The 18,900-nt window shown below is 64.1% G+C and carries 2 protein-coding genes; both read right to left on the bottom strand.

The annotated features are described in order from the left end of the window. Positions 1 to 9 precede the first annotated feature (9 nt). Positions 10 to 7,791: an amino acid adenylation domain-containing protein gene (locus ACZ445_RS11985; protein WP_464708360.1), complete on the bottom strand. Its 7,782-nt coding sequence runs from the start codon at positions 7,789 to 7,791 to the stop codon at positions 10 to 12. Between the two features lie 3 nt (positions 7,792 to 7,794). After that, positions 7,795 to 18,750, bottom strand: a complete 10,956-nt coding sequence (locus tag ACZ445_RS11980) for an amino acid adenylation domain-containing protein (RefSeq protein ID WP_464708359.1) — start codon at positions 18,748 to 18,750, stop codon at positions 7,795 to 7,797. Positions 18,751 to 18,900 lie beyond the last annotated feature (150 nt).

Below are 18,900 nucleotides of genomic sequence, written 5' to 3'. Positions count from 1 at the left end.
CCACGCCCCTCAGGAAATCAATTTATCCAAATCTTCTGCTGATAGACGTTTGAGGGCCTCCAAGGATTTAGCCAATGCGTCCTGCACCGGTGAATTATTTGTCTGTTGGGCCGCCACATAGGCACTGAAGTCGGCCAGGGTCGGGGTGGTGAAGATCGATTTGACGTCGAATTCGGCGTGCAATTGCTCGCGCAGGCGCACCACCACCTGGGTCGCCAGCAGGGAATGCCCGCCCAGTTCGAAGAAGTTGTCGTTTAGCCCCACCCGCTCAACGTCCAGCACCTCGGCCCAGATCGCGGCGATCTGTTGCTCCAGTTCGCTGTGCGGGGCCCGGTATTCGCGGGCTTGCAGGTGAGCGTCGACCTTCGGCAGGGCCTTGCGGTCCAGCTTGCCGTTGGGGCTCAAGGGCATCTGCTCCAGCAACATCCACTGGGCCGGGACCATGTAGTCCGGCAACTGTTGCGCCAGATGGGCGCTCAGCACATCGCGCCAGTCATCGCCGGCGCCTTGCAGGACCAGGTAGCCCACCAGGTATTTACCTTCCACCGCCAGCACGGCGGTTTCGCGGACCCAGTCGTGTTCCAGCAGGCGCGCTTCGATTTCACCCAGCTCGATGCGCAGGCCGCGCAGTTTGACCTGATGGTCGATGCGCCCGGCGTATTCGATCACGCCGTCAGGGCGATAACGGGCCAGGTCACCGGTGCGGTACAGGCGCTCGCCCTTGATGAAGGGATGAGCGACAAAACGTTCGGCGGTCAGCGCCGGGCGGCGGTGGTAACCACGCGCAAGACCGACGCCGCCCAGGTACAGCTCGCCCAACACACCCACCGGCACCGGCTCGAAGTTGCTGTCGAGGAGGTAGCATCCGAGGTTGGCAATCGGGCGTCCAATCGGCACGGCATCGCGGCCTTCATCGGCGCAGGTCCAGTGGGTCACGTCGATAGCCGCTTCGGTCGGGCCGTACAGGTTATAGAGTCCGGCCTGCGGCAGCTTGGCGAAGACTTGCTGCTGGGCATCCACCGGCAGCGCCTCGCCGCTGCAAACGATGCGTTGCAGGCTTTGGCAGGTGGACACATCAGGATCCTGAAGGAACGCCTGCAACATCGACGGCACAAAATGCAGCGTGGTGATCTGTTGCTGATTGATCAGGCTGATCAACTTGGCTGGATCCCGATGATCACCCGGCGCTGCCACCACCAGGCGCGCGCCGGTCATCAGCGGCCAGAAGAACTCCCACACCGATACGTCGAAGCTGAACGGGGTCTTTTGCAGCACCGTGTCGCTGACCTCCAGCCCATAGGCTTCCTGCATCCAGTGCAGACGGTTGGCCAGGGCTGAATGCCGGTTACCGGCGCCTTTGGGTTGGCCGGTGGAACCCGAGGTGTAGATCACGTAGGCGAGGTTTTCGCCATCCAGCGCGATGCCTGGGTTGGCGTCGCTGTAGGCTTCAAAGGTCGACTCACCCAGCACCAGGGTTTCCAGCCCCTGAGGGATCGGCAACTGTTCACGCAAGTGCGCCTGAGTCAGCAGCAGTTTCACGCCACTGTCGTCCAGCATGTAGGCCAGGCGCTCACGCGGGTATTCCGGGTCGAGCGGCACATAGGCGCCACCGGCCTTGAGCACCGCCAGCAGGCCCACCACCATTTCAATGGAGCGCTCCACGGCCAGGCCCACCAGCACGTCCGGGCCTACCCCGGCTTCCATCAGGCGATGGGCCAGGCGGTTGGCGCGACGGTTCAGTTCGATATAGCTCAAGCGCTGCCCGGCAAACACCAGCGCCGCGGCATGCGGCGTGCGCGCCACCTGTTCTTCGATCAACTGATGCACGCCCTGCTGCAACGTGTAGTCCCGCGCCGTGGCGTTCCAATCCTGAAGCACCTGCTGACGTTCAGCCGTATCGAGCATCGCCAGGTCGCCCAGACGTTGCTGGCCACCCTCAAGCATGGCGTGCAGCAGATTGACCAGGTGACGTCCATAGGTGTGTACCGTGCTTGCATCGAAATGCGCACGCGCAAAGCTGAACTGCACCGACAACGTATCGCCGACGTCCACCAGCACCGTCAGCGGGAAGTTGGTCTGTTCGCGGGATTCCGGCAGGCCAAAACGGATACCGCTGCCACCGCTTTGTTCCAGGGCCTTGGACACCGGGTAGTTCTCGAACACCAGGATATTGTCGAACAGGGCTTCACCGCCCTGCCCGGCCCAGCGCTGAATGTCGTACAGCCCGGTGTGTTCATGCTCGCGCAGGGCCAGGTTGCGGTCCTGTAACGCTTGCAACCAGACCGCCACGCTCTGCTGGTCATCTACGGCGCTGATCACTGGCAAGGTATTGATGAACAGCCCGATCTGCTGCTCCACCCCCACAAGCTCCGCCGGGCGCCCGGCCACCGTGGCGCCGAAGGCCACCACCGACTGCCCGCTATGGCGCTGCAACAGGATCAGCCATGCGGCCTGGATAAGCGTGTTGAGCGTCACTTTGTTGTGGCGTGCAAAGGCCTCGAGACGTTCAGTCTGAGCGCGATCCAGGCTCAGTGGGTGCTCGCCGTGCCCGTCTGCCGCCAGCGGCTGGCTGTTGCCCAGGCGAGTGGGTGCTTGCAGCGTGCCCAACTGTTCGCGCCAGAAGGTTTCGGTGGCAGCGGCATCACGCTGCTGCAACCAGCCGATGTAGTCGCGATAGCGCCCCGCCGCTGGCGGCACCGCCACGCCAGCGTAGCGTTGCAGCACTTCGCCGAACAGGCGCGAGTTGCTCCAGCCGTCCATCAGGATGTGATGGTTCGTGTAGATCAGCTCGTGGCGTTGCTCGTCGGTGCGCACCAGTACCAGGCGCACCAGCGGCGCCTTGGCCAGGTCAAAGCCCTGGCGGCGCTGGGCTTGCTGCAGGTTGTGCAATTCCAGTTCGCGCTCCGGCATGGCGCGCCAGTCGAGGTGTTCAATCGGCAGTCGGGCATCGCGGTACACCACCTGGCATGGCCATTCCAGCTGGCCTTCCCAGAAGAAGCCGCTGCGCAACACGTCATGGGCTTGCACCGTGGCGTCCCAGGCCTGCTGGAACCGCGCCACGTCCAGGCCCTCGGCGGTCACGCGGATCTGGTTGATGTAGTCGCCGGCTGCTTGCTCGTAGAGCGTGTGGAACAGCATGCCCTGCTGCATGGGCGACAGGGTGTAGAGGTCTTCGATGGCATCGGCGGCCAGCGGCAGGGATTCCAGCTGCGCCTGGGTGAGGCGCGACAACGGGAAGTCAGAGACGGTCACGCCGTGGTTGCCAGGCGTGCAGCAATGCTCGACCAATGCGGTCAGTTCACGGGTAAACGCCTGGCTCAAGGCTTCGATCTGCGCAGGCTCGAACATCAGCGGGCTGAAGGTCCAGCCCATGTGCAGCTCGCCGCCGTACACCTGGCCGTTCAAGGTCAACCAGTTACCCAGCGGTGCCTCGGGGCTCTGCTCGGCGCCGGCGCTTTCCGCCGCTGGTACGAACAAAGCGTCCGGCTGGTCAAAACTGCCGTCGATCTGGCCCAGGTAGTTGAAGGTAATGCGTGGCACCGGCAACTGGCTGAACGCCCGGCGCGTGGCGTCGTCGCCCAGGTAGCGCAGCGCACCGAAGCCCAGCCCCTTGTCCGGTACGGCGCGCAGTTGTTCCTTGATCTGCTTGATCGAGGTGACCAGGGATTCGGCCGGGGTCAGGCGCACCGGGAACAGGCTGGTGAACCAGCCCAGGGTGCGGGTCAGGTCGATGTCGTCGAACAGGTCTTCGCGGCCATGGCCTTCCAGTTGGATAAGGCTGGAGTCCTGCCCGGTCCACTGGCAAATGACACGTGCCAGGGCCGTCAGCAGCAGGTCATTGATTTGGGTGCGGTAGGCCGTGGGCGCCTGTTGCAGCAGTTGCCGGGTGCGCTCAGCATCCAGTTGGCTGACCACGGTCTGGGCCAGGCGCCCGGGACGTGCGCCCTGGGGATCGCGACAGGGCAAGTCGGTCGACACGCCCTGAAGCTGTTGTAGCCAAAACACTTTTTCCGGCTCGACCGCTTCGCTGCGGGCATGGGCCTGCAAACGCTCGACCCAGGCTTTGAACGACGAAGTCTTGGCCGGCAAGCGCTGTTGCCGATACAGGCGTTGCAGGTCTTCGAGGAACACGCGCCAGGACACACCGTCCACCACCAAATGGTGCATGACCAGCAATAGACGCTGGGAACCGTCGGCCATCTCGGCAAGCACCGCACGCAGCAACTGGCCTTGTTGCAGGTCGAGGCTGCGCTGGGCGCGTTCGCACAGGGCATGCAGTTCGGCCGCGTCCTGCACGCTGGCCTGCCAAAGCAGCGTGGCAGCTGGCGCGTCGTGGCGTGCGGTCCAGCCTTCGGCCTGCGGGGTGAAGCTCAGGCGCAGCACATCGTGGTGCTGGGTGAGTGCCTGCAACGCCGTCTCCAGTGGCTCGGCACGCAGCGGCTGGCGCGGCGTCAGCAGCAAGGACTGGTTCCAGTGATGGCGGTCCGGCAAGTCCATCTCGAAGAACAGTTGCTGGAACGGCAGCAACGGCGTCGCGCCCTGCACCGGGCCCTGGTCGATCAGCTGCGCGGTCTGCAATTGCGCCACGCGAGCCAGGCTGCGCACCGTCTGGTGCTGGAACAGCGCCTTGGCGGTGAAATGGATACCGGCGGCACGGGCGCGGCTGACCACTTGGATGGAAATGATCGAGTCACCGCCGCGCTCGAAGAAATTGTCGTTCAAGCCGACTTGCTCGACGCCGAGCACCTCGGCCCAGATGGCAGCGATCTGCTGCTCCAGCGCACTCTGCGGCGCTTCGTAGTGCTGGGCGGCGACGGGCTTGGGCAGGGCCTTGCGGTCCAGCTTGCCGTTGGGGCTCAGCGGCAGCTGTTCCAGCAGCACCCATTGGGCCGGGACCATGTAGTCCGGCAGGTGCTGACCCAAGTGGGCGGCCAGTACATCGCGCCAGTCTTCGCCGGCGTGTTGCAGCACCAGGTAGCCCACCAGGTATTTACCGTCCACCGCCAGCACGGCGGTTTCGCGGACCCGGTCGTGTTCCAGCAGGCGCGCTTCGATTTCACCCAATTCGATACGCAGACCGCGCAGTTTGACCTGGTGGTCGATGCGCCCGGCGTACTCGATCACGCCATTTTCGCGGTAGCGCGCCAGGTCGCCGGTGCGGTACAGGCGTTCACCTTTGATGAAGGGATGGGCGACAAAACGTTCGGCGGTGAGTGCCGGACGGCGGTGGTAACCACGCGCCAGGCCTATGCCGCCCAGGTACAACTCGCCGAGCACACCCACCGGCACCGGTTCGAAGTTGCTGTCGAGGATGTAGCAACCCAGGTTGGCAATCGGGCGACCAATCGGCACGGCATCGCGGCCTTCATCCACGCAAGTCCAGTGAGTGACGTCGATGGCGGCTTCGGTCGGGCCGTACAGGTTAAAGAGCCCGGCTTGTGGCAGCTTGGCGAAGACTTGCTGCTGGGCATCTATCGGCAAGGCTTCGCCGCTGCACACGATGCGGTGCAGGCTTTGGCAGCTCGACACCTTCGGGTCCTGCAAAAACGCCTGCAACATCGACGGTACAAAGTGCAACGTGGTGACCTGTTCCTGGTTGATCAGGTTGATCAGCCTGGCCGGATCTCGGTGATCCCCCGGCGCTGCCACCACCAGGCGCGAGCCGGTCATCAGCGGCCAGAAAAACTCCCACACCGATACGTCGAAGCTGAACGGCGTCTTTTGCAGCACGGTATCGCTGACCTCCAGCCCATAGGCTTCCTGCATCCATTGCAGGCGGTTGAGCAACGCCGAATGACGGTTACCCGCCCCTTTGGGTTGGCCGGTGGAGCCCGAGGTGTAGATCACGTAGGCGAGGTTTTCGCCGTCCAGCGTGATGCCTGGGTTGGTGTCGCTATAGTTCTCACAGGCAGACTCACCCAGCACCAGGGTTTCCAGCCCTTGGGGAATCGGCAACTGTTCACGCAAATGCGCCTGGGTCAGCAGCAGCTTCACGCCACTGTCGTCCAGCATGTAGGCCAGGCGCTCACGCGGGTATTCCGGGTCCAGCGGCACATAGGCGCCACCGGCCTTGAGCACCGCCAGCAGGCCCACCACCATTTCAATGGAACGCTCTAGCGCCAAGCCCACCAACACGTCTGGGCCGACCCCCGCTTCGATCAGGCGATGGGCCAGGCGGTTGGCACGGCGGTTGAGTTCGGCATAACTCAGGGTGATGTCGTTGAAGCGCAACGCCGGCGCCTCCGGCTGCGCCAGCGCCTGGGCTTCGATCAACTGATGCACCCACTGCCCTTGCGGGTAGTCGCGCTCGGTGGCGTTCCACTCAACGAGAATCTGTTCGCGCTCCCGGCTGTCGAGGGTCGCCAGGTCCTGCAACGGCAACGCGGTGTCTGCCACGGCGGCACGCAGCAGGCTCAGCCAGTGCTCGGCCATACGCGCTACGGTGGCGGCACTGAACAGGTCAGTGGCGTAGGTCAGGGACGCCCAGATCCCGTCGCCGCTCTCCTGGGTATCCAGGCTCAGGTCGAACTGGGCACTGTGGCTGTCCCAGTCCAGGTTGGCCACGCGCAATCCCGGCAACTGCTGTGCTGCGGCAGATGAATGGGCCTGGTGGTTGAACATCACCTGGAACAGCGGGTTATGGCTCAGGCTGCGTTCCGGTTGCAGCGCTTCTACCAACTGTTCGAAGGGCAAGTCCTGGTGCGCCTGGGCTTCCAGCGCGCGGCGCTTGGTGTGTTGCAGCAATTGGGCAAAGCTCATCTGCCCATCCAGGTCGGCCTTGAGCACCTGGGTGTTGACGAAGAAGCCGATCAGCGATTCGGTCTCGACGCGGTTGCGGTTGGCGATCGGCACACCGACACGAATATCCGACTGGCCGCTGTAGCGGAACAAAAAGGCCTGGAACGAGGCCAGCAGCAGCATGAACATCGTCACGCCTTCACGCTGGGCCAGCGCCTTCAACCCGGCGACCAGTGCCGGTTCCAGCGTGATGTCCCGGCGCGCCCCGCGGAAGCTCTGTTGCGCCGGGCGCGGCTGGTCGAGCGGCAATTCCAGTACCGGTTGCGTGCCGCTGAGCAATTCGCGCCAATATTCCAGTTGCCGGGCCTTCTCCCCCGCTTCCATCCAACTGCGCTGCCACAGTGCATAGTCGGCGTACTGGATCGGCAACGGCGCCAACACGCAATCCTGGCCCTGGCTGTAGGCAGCATAGAGCTGCATCAACTCCTGCACCATCACGCCCATCGACCAGCCATCGGAGACGATATGGTGCTGCACCAGCACCAGCACGTGCTCCTCTTCATTCACGGCGAGCAAGCTGACCCGCAGCAACGGGCCGTGCTGCAGGTCGAACGGACGGGCAATCTCGGCTTCGACCCATGCCTTGAGCTGTGTTTCGTCGACGGCATGCTCGGCGATCTCGATCACCCCATGCTCCAGCACTTCCTGGGCACGCTGCTCACCGTCCAGGTGCAGGCGCGTGCGCAGGCTTGCGTGGCGCGCCACCAGCGTGTCGAAACTGCGTTGCAGGGCAGCCTTGTCCAGTTGGCCGCTCAGGCGCAGGGCGCCGGGGACGTGGTAGGCGTCGCTGTCCGGGTCCAACTGCCAGAGAAACCACTGGCGTTCCTGGGCGTAGGACAGCGGCAGGTGCTGGCCATCTTCGCGGATCGAAGCAATCGGCAGTTGAGCGAAGCTCATGCCCCGGCTTTGCAAGCGCTGGTAAAACTGCTGGCGCTGTTCCAGAGGCAGGCGAAGAAAGCGCGAAACCAGATCGGTATTTGGGTTGGAAAGCATGGGTCAAATCGCCTCTAGTTCGCTCAAAAAGTCACGAAGATCATCAAAGTCTTCCGCGCTACCGGCGCGGAAGGTGGCGGCGGCCTGCACATAGGCACGCAGCGTTTCGGTCTGGAACACTTCCACCAGCGGCACTTCCAGGCCCAGTTCGGCCTGGACCCGCGAGGTGATCTGGATTGCCAGCAGGGAATGGCCGCCCACTTCAAAGAAGTTGTCGTTCAGGCCCACTTGCGGCAGACGCAGCACGTCGGCCCAGATTGCGGCGATCTGTTGTTCCAGCTCACTGCGCGGTGCCACATAAGTCTGTTGCATCTGGCTCGCGTCCGGCTGCGGCAGCCCTTTGCGATCAAGCTTGCCGTTGGGCGTCAGCGGCATCTGTGCCAGGAACATGAAATGCGTCGGCACCATGTAGTCCGGCAGGCGGGTTTTCAGGGCGCGGCGCAGGGTGTCGCGCAACTCGGTTTCGTTGATCAGGCTGCCGTCTGCGGGCACTACGTAAGCCACCAACTGCTTGCCGGTCGGACCTTCCTGGGCGACCACAACGGTTTCACCGACGTTGTCCTGTTCGCGCAGACGCGCTTCGATTTCGCCCAGCTCGATACGGAAACCACGGATCTTCACCTGATGGTCGACACGCCCCAGGTAATCCACCACGCCATCCGGGCGGCCACGGGTCAGGTCGCCGCTGCGATACACGCGGCTGCCCGGCTTGCCGAATGGGTCCGGCACGAAGCGTTCGGCAGTCAGTGCCGGGCGCTCCAGGTAACCCCGCGCCACACCCTCCCCGCCCAGGTACAACTCGCCGGCTACGCCGATGGGTTGCAGGTTGAGTTGCGCATCCAGCACGTAGCCGCTGCGGTTGCCCAACAGTGTGCCGATGGGGGCGTAGACCGCGCCGCATGGATCGCCCTTGCGTGCTTTCCACAGCAATGGGGTGACCACGGTTTCGGTCGGGCCGTAGCCGTTGAACAGATAGGTCGGCTTCAGTGCGTGCCAGGCCAGGTCGTAACTGGCTTGGGCCACGGCATCGCCACCGAAGCAGTACACACGAACCTTGGGCGGGTTGCCGTCACGCTCTGCATGCTCGGCCAACTGTTGCAGGTACACCGGCGGGAACACCGCCATGGTCACGTTGTGGCGGTGCATTTGCTGGTAGGTGTATTCCGGCAGCCACAGGCTGTCATCGCGGATCAACACACTGGCGCCGTTGATCAGCGGGTGCATCCAGCCTTCGTGGGAGCCGTCGAAGGCGAACGACATGAAGTGCAGTTCGCAATCGGCGGGCGAGGTTTCATAACGCTCGCCGGTGGCGATGATATGCGCCACCAACGGACCGTGGGACACCGCCACGCCCTTGGGCAGGCCGGTGGAGCCGGAGGTGTAGATCACGTACGCGAGGTTGTCGCCGTCCAGCTTCACTTGAGGGTCAGTGTCGCTGAACCCTGCCCACTCCTCGGTGCGATCAATCGCCAGGCTGTCCAGGCCATCTGGAATCGGCAGTTGCTGCAAGGCACGGGTGTGAGTCAACAACAACTGGGCACGGCTGTCCTGCATCATGTACAGCAGGCGATCACGCGGGTATTCGATATCCAGCGGCACATACACGCCACCGGCCTTCATCACCGCAAGAAACGCCACCATGCTTTCGGCACTGCGCGGCATGGCAATCGCCACCCGCACTTCCGGGCCGATACCACGGGCGATCAGCGCATGGGCCAGGCGGTTGGCCTGGCGGTCCAGTTCACCGTAGGTCAGGGTTTGCGCGTCGAATTTAACGGCGACTGCATCCGGGTTTTCCCGGGCACGGTCGGCCACCAACTGGTGAACCAGGCGCCCGGCCGAGAAGCCGGCATCGGCCTGGTTCCACAGCCGCAGGATGTGTTGTTGTTCATCCTCGCCCAGCAAGTTGAGTTGGCTGATGGGCTGCTGTTGATCGGCAACCATCGCCTGCAACAGGTTCTGCCAGTGGCCGGCCATGCGTTCGATGGTCGAGGCTTCGAACAGGTCGGTGGCATAACTGAACGATGCGCCCAATAGGTTCTGGGACTCCTCGATGTCCAGGACGAGGTCGAAATGCGCGGACGTTTCATCCCAGCTCACCGGGTTCATGTCCAGCTGTGCCAGGCGCTGCAAATGCTGGCCGGACAGGCTGATGTGGTGGTTGAACGCAACCTGGAACAACGGGCTCAAGCTCAGGCTGCGCTCAGGTTGCAGGGCCTCCACCAGTTGCTCGAACGGCAGGTCTTGATGGGCCTGGGCCTCCAGCGCGCGCTGTTTGACCTGGACCAGGAGTTGGCTGACGGTGGTCTGCCCGTCGATCTCGGCCTTGAGCACCTGGGTATTGACGAAAAAGCCGATGAGTCGCTCGGTCTCAACGCGGTTGCGGTTGGCTATCGGCACGCCCACACGGATGTCCTGCTGACCGCTATAGCGATGCAACAACGCCTGGTACGACGCCAGCAGCAGCATGAACAATGTCACACCTTCGCGCTTGGCCACGGCCTTGAGGCTGTCGATGAGCGGGGACGGCAGCGCAATATTCAGGCGCGCGCCACGATGGGTCGGCACTGCCGGGCGCTGATGGTCAAATGGCAACTCCAGTACCGGTTGCTCACCACCCAGCACTTCACGCCAGTAGTCGAGTTGACGGGCCTTCTCCCCTGCCGCCATCCACGCCCGCTGCCACTGGGCATAATCGGCATACTGGATCGGCATGTCCGGTAATTGCAGGAACTGACCCTGGCTATTGGCGGCGTAAAGCTGCACCAATTCGTCGACCATGACTTGCATCGACCAGCCATCGGAAATGATGTGGTGCTGCACGATCACCAGCACATGCTCATCCTCAGCCAGGCGCAGCAGGCTGACCCGCATCAATGGGCCCTGACGCAAGTCGAATGGTTGAGCAATGCAGGTTTCGACGTGACCTTTAAGCGTCGCTTCGTCGCTATCGGCCAACACCAACTGGACGCGGGCGTGAGGGACTATCACCTGCACAGTGCGTTCGGCGTCCTGGAGCATGTGGGTGCGCAGGCTTTCGTGACGGGCGACCAACGCATCAAAGGCGCGCTGCAACGCCGCCTTGTCCAACGGACCCTTGAGGCGCAGCGCGCTCGGCACATGGTAGGCCGCGCTGGCCGGGTCCAGTTGCCAGAGGAACCATTGGCGTTCCTGGGCGAACGACAGTGCCAGCGGCTGGTCGCGCGTCACTGCCACCAGCGGTAGCGCAGTGCTCGCCTGCAACCCTGCGCAAACGCCTGCAAAGGCCTCCAATGTCGGTTGTTCGAACAATGCCCTCAGCGGTACTTCCAGTTGCAGGTCATGGCGCACCCGGGAGATCACCTGGGTCGCCAGCAACGAGTGGCCGCCACGTTCGAAGAAGTGGTCATTGAGCCCCACTTGCTCGACCTGCAACACCGCTTGCCAGATGGCGGCCAAGCGCGTTTGCAGCGGGGTTTGCGGCGCCAGGTAGGCCTGGCGTGCGTGATTCAAGTCCGGTACCGGCAGTGCGCGACGGTCAAGCTTGCCATTGTTGTTCAACGGCAAGGCGTCGAGGACGACCCAGTGCCCCGGCACCATGTAATCCGGCAGGGACTGGCGTAGCGTGGCCGCCAATGCCAGGGAGTCCACGCTTTGCCCGTTGGCGGCGACTACATACGCCACCAATTGCGTGCCCGTCGGGCTCGATTGCGCGATGACGGCCGCTTCACGCAGCTGCGGCAAAGCTTGCAGGCTGGCTTCGATCTCACCCATTTCCACGCGGAACCCGCGGATCTTCACTTGATGATCGATGCGCCCGACATACTCCAACGCACCTGTCTGGTTATAGCGCGCCAGGTCGCCACTGCGGTAGAGCCGCACGCCGGGCACGGCGGAGAACGGGTCCGGCAGGAAGCGCTCGGCGGTCAGCGCCGGACGGTCAAAATAGCGTTGAGCCAGACCATGTTCGGCGCCGATGCACAACTCGCCCACACCCTCGGTGGCAAGCAATTCGAAACCACTGTCCAGCACATACAAGGAGCGACCGTCGATGGCCCGGCCGATCGGCACGCCAAACGCATCACTGGCGTCCGCCAACTGGCAGGTGTGCACGCTGGACACCACTGTCGCTTCAGTTGGCCCGTAGGTGTTGACCAAACGCACGTCACCCAATCCGGCGGCGTACCAAGCGCGCAGCCCTTCCACCGACATCGCCTCGCCGCCGACATGCACCTGACGCAGGTTGCCCAGGGTGCGCTGGTCGACGGCACATTCCTTGGCGAGCAAATACCAGTAGGCGGCCGGCAGATCCGCCAGGGTCACGCCCTGCTCGACGATTTCCCGCGCCAATTGCCCGGCATCCCATAGCTCATCGCCGCGCATGACCAACGCTGCGCCCACACACAGCGGCGGGTAGCATTGCTCGACAAAGCCATCGAAGCTGAACGTGGCAAATTGCAGCACCCGGTCTGCCGCGCTCAAGCCGCTGTAGACCTCGGCGCTGTCGCAGAACTGGCCGAGGGCGGCATGGTCGATGGCCACGCCCTTGGGCAGCCCGGTGGAGCCCGAGGTGTAGATCACATAGGCCAGGTCGGCAGCGGCGGCATGGTTGGTTGGATTGGTCGACGGGTAGCCTGCCAGTTCTTCGCCGGACGCGGTGAAACTCTCGCGCGCCAGCCCTTGAGGCAACGGCAGGTCGGCCAACAGCCCGGTTTCGCTGAGCAGCAGGTCGAGCCGGCTGTCTGTCAGCATGTAGGCCAGGCGTTCGGCGGGGTAGTTCGGGTCCAGCGGCACATAGGCGGCGCCACTTTTGAGCACTGCCAGCAGGCTGACGATCAACTGCGGGCCACGTCGTGCCGCCAGGCCGACGCGCTGGCCTGGGCCAACGCCCAGTTCCAGCAGGCGATGGGCAAGCCGGTTGGCGCGAGCATTGAGCTGGGCGTAGCTCAGGCGTGCGTCGCCCGCCTGCACGGCCATCGCGTCGGGTGTGGCGCTGGCCTGGGCGGCAATGCGTTCGTGCACGCGCAGGTGACACTGGGCCGGGCTGGGCGACTGGCTGAGGGCAAGCATGTCGCGCCGTGCGACTGGGTCGAGCAGAAGCAGGTTGCCAATGGGCGCCTGGGCATCCGCGAGCATCTGCACCAGCAGGTTGTGCAGGTTGCGGCTTAATTGAGCGACCTGCCGAGCACTGAAGCACGCCTGGTCATAACCAAACTCCAGGCGCAGGCAACTGCCCAGCTCAATGCCCAGGGTCAGTGGGTAATGGGTCTGCTCATGATTATGCAGGCGGCCGAACGTCAGGCCGGCAGGTGCGCCCTGCTTCAAGGCCTCGGCCACCGGGAAGTTTTCGAACACCAGCAAGGTATCGAACAGCGCGCTGCCCTGCTGTCCTGCCCATCCCTGGATGTCATAGAGCGGTACATGTTCATGGTCGCGCAGGCTCAGGTTGAGGGCTTGCAGCTCACTCAGCCAGTCGGCCACCGGTTGGGCCGGCGACGCCGCATTGATGATCGGCAGCGTGTTGATGAACAGGCCCAACTGCTGTTCGATCCCCGGCAAGGGTGCCGAGCGTCCTGCGACGGTGGCACCGAAGGCCACGCAGTCCTGCCCGGTATAGCGTTGCAGCAACACGCTCCATGCGCCTTGGAGCACGGTGTTGAGGGTGACTTTATGGCGGCGGGCAAACTCACTCAGGGCACACGTGAAGTCGTCACCCAGCACCACCTGATGGTCAGCCATGCCCTTGCCTTCGGTCGGCACACGCAACGCTTGCGCGAGCAAAGTCGGTGCTTGCAACGGTGCCAGGCTGGCTTTCCAGAACGCCTCGCCCGAGGCCTGGTGTTGCAGCCAGCCCAGGTAATCGCGGAACTGCCCCAGCGGCGCCGGCACGCTGTGCCCGGCGTAATGAGCGATGACCTCGCCGAGCAACTGGGCGTTACTCCAGCCGTCCATAAGGATGTGGTGGCTGGTGAAGATCAGGTGCCAGGCACGGCCGGCACCGCGCACCAGCATCAGGCGGAACAGCGGCGCCGCATTCAACGCAAACCCCTTCTCGCGTTCGGCAGCGGCGAGCGCATCAACATTGGCGGCAACGTCTTCGATCACCTGTAACTGCACATCCACCTGGCGCTGGATCACTTGATGGGCACTGTCCAGGCCCAGCCAGTGGAAGCTGCTGCGCAAGATGTCATGACGGTCCAGCGCTGCCTGCCAGGCACGGCCGAATGCCAGCAAATCCAGACCTTCGATGTCCAGGCGCAACTGGTTGATATATGCCTCAGCCTCGGGCGCATACAGGGTATGGAACAACATACCCTGCTGCATCGGCGACAACGGGTAGAGGTCGGCAATCGCCGGCCCGGCGATGGGCAAGGCGTCCAGCTGCTGCTGGGTCAGGCGCGCAAGGGGGAAGTCCGAAGGCGTGACCTGCCCCGCCGGCGTGGCGCAGCAATGTTCGATCAGGGCCTGGAGTTCAGCGGCATAGTCATCCGCCAGGCGTTGGACGGTCGCCACCTCGAACATCTCACGACTGAACCCCCACCGCAGGGCCAGCTCGCCGCCGTACACCTGGCCTTCCACCGTCAACCAGTTGGCCAGCGGTGCTTGCGGGTCCTGGGCCTGACCGCTGCCCTGGGTCGCCGGACCGAACAGCGCCGCCTCGCTGAACTGGCGATCGAACTGGCCCAGGTAGTTGAAGGTGATGCGCGGCGCTGCCTGTTTTGACAAGGCCTCGCGTGCGCCAGGCGTGCCGAGGTACCGCAGCAGGCCATAGCCGATACCTTTGTGCGGCACGGCACGCAGTTGTTCCTTCACCGACTTGATCGCCGCCGACAGCTCGCCCCCGGCCTGCAGGCGCACCGGGAACAGGCTGGTAAACCAACCCACGGTGCGGCTCAGGTCGAGCGTGTCGAACAGGTCTTCGCGACCATGGCCCTCCAGTTGGATCAGCGCGGCGGGCTGTTCGCTCCAGCGGCTGATGACGCGCGCCAAGGCGGTCAGCAGCAGGTCATTGACCTGGGTGCGGTAGGCCGCCGGGGCGTCTTGCAGCAGTTGGCGGGTGTGTCCGGCGCTGAGGCGAATTTCGAGAGTGCTGCCCAGGCGGTTTTGCAGGCCGCCCTGGGGGTTGTCGCACGGCAGGTCGGCGCTTGCGGTCTGTGCCTGCCAGTACGGCAGTTGCGCGTCCAGCGTCTGCGCGTGGGCCTGCAACTGCTGCGCCCACTGTTGGTAGGCGCTGGTCTTGGCCGGCAACGCGGCGTTGCCGTAGGCCTGTTGCAGGTCTTCGAGCAGGATGCGCCACGATACGCCGTCCACTGCCAGGTGATGCACCACCAGCAACAGGCGTTGGGTGCCGTCGGCCATCATTACCAGGACCGCACGCAGCAGCGGGCCCTGTTCAAGATCGAGGCTGCGTTGAGCCTCATCGCACAGTGCGGCCAACTCAGCCTCGCCGGCGACCTGGGACTGCCACAACGAAACGGTTGCAACCGGCTCGGCGTGAGCCTGGCGCCAGCCATCCGCCTGCTGCACAAAACGCAGGCGCAGGGCATCGTGGTGGTTGATCAAGCGGGTCAAGGCGGCCTCAAGGCGCATGGGCTCCAGCGCCTCACGCGGAGTCAGCAGCAACGACTGGTTCCAGTGCTGGCGCGCCGGGATCGCCTGCTCGAAAAAGCTGTGTTGCACTGGCGTGAGGAGCACCTCGCCGGTGACCGGTCCCTGGTCGATGAGGATCGCCTGCTCGAAGGTCGCCACCCGCGCCAGGCTGCGCACGCTCTGGTACTGGAACAGGTCCCGCGGGCTCAGGCGAATGCCCACCCGGCGCGCACGGCTGACTACCTGGATGGAGATGATCGAATCACCGCCCAGCTCGAAAAAGTTGTCTTCCAGACCGACTTGCTCCACGCCGAGCACATTGCTCCAGATCGCTGCCAGGGCTTTTTGCAGGTCGCTTTCCGGGGCGACATACGCCTGCTGACGCGCAGCATCCGGCAACGGCAAGGCCTTGCGGTCGAGCTTGCCGTTGGCGGTCACCGGCAGCCTGGCCAGGTGCACCATATGGGTCGGCACCATGTATTCCGGCAGGCTGTCGAGCAGCCAGGCCTTGAGGTCGGCCGGCGCCTGGTCTTCCAGCACCAGATAGGCCACCAGTTGCTTGCCGCCCTGCACCAGCACCACCGCTTCACGTACCGAGGGGTGTTGCATCAGGCGCGTCTCGATTTCGCCCAGCTCGATACGCAGGCCGCGCAGCTTGACCTGATGGTCGAGGCGACCGAGGTATTCGATCACCCCATTGGCACGCTGGCGCACGCGGTCGCCGGTGCGGTACAGGCGCGCACCGTCACCGAACGGGCTCGGCACAAAACGTTCGGCAGTCAGGGCCGGGCGCCGGTGGTAACTGCGTGCCAGGCCGGCGCCGCCCAGGTACAGCTCGCCGCTGACGCCCGCAGGCACCGGGTTGAGCTGGGCATCGAGCACGTACGTAGCGAGGTTGGCGATGGGTCGACCGATGGGCACGCTGTCGGCGCCTTCGTCGACGCAGGTCCAGTGGGTCACGTCGATAGCGGCTTCGGTCGGGCCGTAGAGGTTGAACAGACCGGCCTGTGGCAACTTGGCGAACACCTGCAACTGCGCATCCTGCGGCAAGGCTTCACCGCTGCAGACGATGCGTCGCAGGCCGTTGCAGGCTTGCACGCCCGGCTCATGGATAAACGCCTGGAGCATCGACGGCACGAAGTGCAAGGTGGTGATGCGGTGCTGCCCGATGGTCTCGATCAAACGCGCCGGTTCGCGGTGTTCGCCGGGCGCAGCGACAACCAGGCGGGCGCCGGTCATCAGTGGCCAGAAGAACTCCCACACCGAGACGTCGAAACTGAATGGGGTTTTCTGCAGCACCGCATCGCTGGCGTCCAGACCGTAGGCCTGTTGCATCCAGCACAGGCGATTGACCAGCGCACGGTGGCTGTTGCCGGCGCCCTTGGGCTTGCCGGTGGAGCCTGAGGTGTAGATTACGTAGGCCAGGTTAAGCGCCTGCAGGTCAACGCTTGGCGACTGGCGGCTATAACCGTCGAGCCAGCTCGCGGGCTGGTCCAGGGCAATCACCTGGATGCCCTCGGTCGGCAGCAGTGGCAACAGGGCGCGCTGGCTGAGCAACAACTGGATGCCGCTGTCTTCGATCATGTAGGCCAGGCGTTCCCGAGGGTACTCAGGGTCCAGCGGGACATAGGCGCCGCCGGCCTTGAGAATCGCGAGCAGGCCGACCACCATCTCGATGGAGCGCTCGACGCAGATCCCCACCAGCGCGTCAGGGCCGACGCCCTGCTCGCGCAAGGCGTGGGCCAGTTGGTTGGCACGCGCGTCGAGCTGGGTGTAGGTCAGCGTGGTCGCACCGAACACCAGCGCCGGCGCATCCGGCGTGGCCTGCGCCTGGTCTTCGATCAGGTGATGAATACCGCGCTCGGTCGGGTACGCCTCGGCGGTCTGGTTCCACCCGTGGACCAGCACCTGTTGCTCATCCGCAGCCAACATCGGCAGCTCGCCGATGCGCTGTTCACCGTCGACCACCATGGCCTGCAACAGGCTGAGCCAATGCCCGGCCATGCGCTCGATGGTTGGCGCGTCGAACAGGTCGTTGGCGTAGGTCAACGCGGCATGCAGGGTGCCGGATTTTTCATAGGTGTCGAGGGTCAGGTCGAACTGGGTGGTGCGGCCTTGCCACTCCACCAATGCCAGTTCCAGGCCGGAGGCGGTGCTGACGCTGGTAATGTCGGCCACCACCGGCTGGTGGTTGTACATCACCTGGAACAGCGGCGTGTGGCTCAGGCTGCGTTCTACCTTGAGGGCTTCCACCAGGCGCTCGAACGGCAACTCCTGATGGGCCTGGGCGCCCAGTGCGTGCTCCTTGATGCTGTGCAGCAGCTCATTGATGCGGGTTTGCCCGGTCAGCTCGGTACGCAAGACCTGGGTGTTGACGAAGAAGCCGATCAACCCTTCGACTTCAGTGCGGTTGCGGTTGGCGATCGGCACGCCGACGCGGATATCGCCCTGCCCGGTGTAGCGATGCAGCAACACGTTGAAAGCACCGAGCAACAGCATGAACAGGGTGACGTTGTGTTTTTGCGCGCAACTACGCAATTGTATGGCCAGCCCAGGTTCAATCACGAAGTTGTGGCGCGTGCCCTGGTAGCTCGGCATGGCCGGGCGCGGGCGGTCGCTGGGCAGTTCCAGCACCGGGTGCTCATCACCCAGGCGCGCTTGCCAGTAATCCAGTTGGCGCGTCTGCTCCCCCGCTTCCAGCCAACGGCGCTGCCACAGCGCGTAGTCGCTGTACTGGATCGGTAAGGCCGGCAGTTGCGGGGTTTCGTTGCGTTCGTGGGCGTCGTAGCAGCGGATGAACTCGTCGATCAGCACGTTCATCGACCAGCCATCGGAGACGATGTGGTGCAGGGTCAACAGCAGCACGTGTTCCTGCGCGTCGAGCTTGAGCAATTGCACGCGCAGCAGCGGACCGTTTTCCAGGTCGAACGGCAGCAGCGATTGACGGGTCGCGGCCTCGTTGACGGCCTGTTCGCGCGCGGCGGCGGCCAGGTGACTCAGGTCCAGGTGCTCGACGGTCAACGACGTGTCTGCCGGCACCTGCATCAGGCGCTCGTCCGCCTGGCGCTGGAACACTGTGCGCAGGGTTTCGTGGCGCGCGACCAGGCTGGCAAAGGCCTGCTCCAACGCGCCGAGGCTCAACGCCCCCTTGAGCCGCACCGCTCCCGGCAGGTTATAGGCGCCGCTGGCCGGGTCCAACTGCCAAAGAAACCACATGCGTTGCTGCGCGTAGGACAACGCCTGGCGATCCTCCACTTCCACCCCCGCCGGAATGGGAAACCGGGAAAAATCCACGTCTTCTTTCTGCAGGGCCTGCAGGAACAATTGGCGTTTTTCCAGGGGCAACCCGATAAACCGGCGAGCAAGTTTCAAGGAGTCTTCAGCATTCATTTCTTGGAGTCCGGAGCAGTAGGCAGGAAGCACAAAGGCACGTCGTCCCTATAAAACGAACCGGAGAGGGAAAAATTAGCGGGGGATGGGAGGCGCGGCGCACAGTGTCATCAAGGGTTACATCAATCTCGGGAAGACCACCCGAACAGC

The organism is Pseudomonas allii, assembly GCF_055380095.1.
This window is presented reverse-complemented; position numbering and strand designations above follow the sequence as displayed.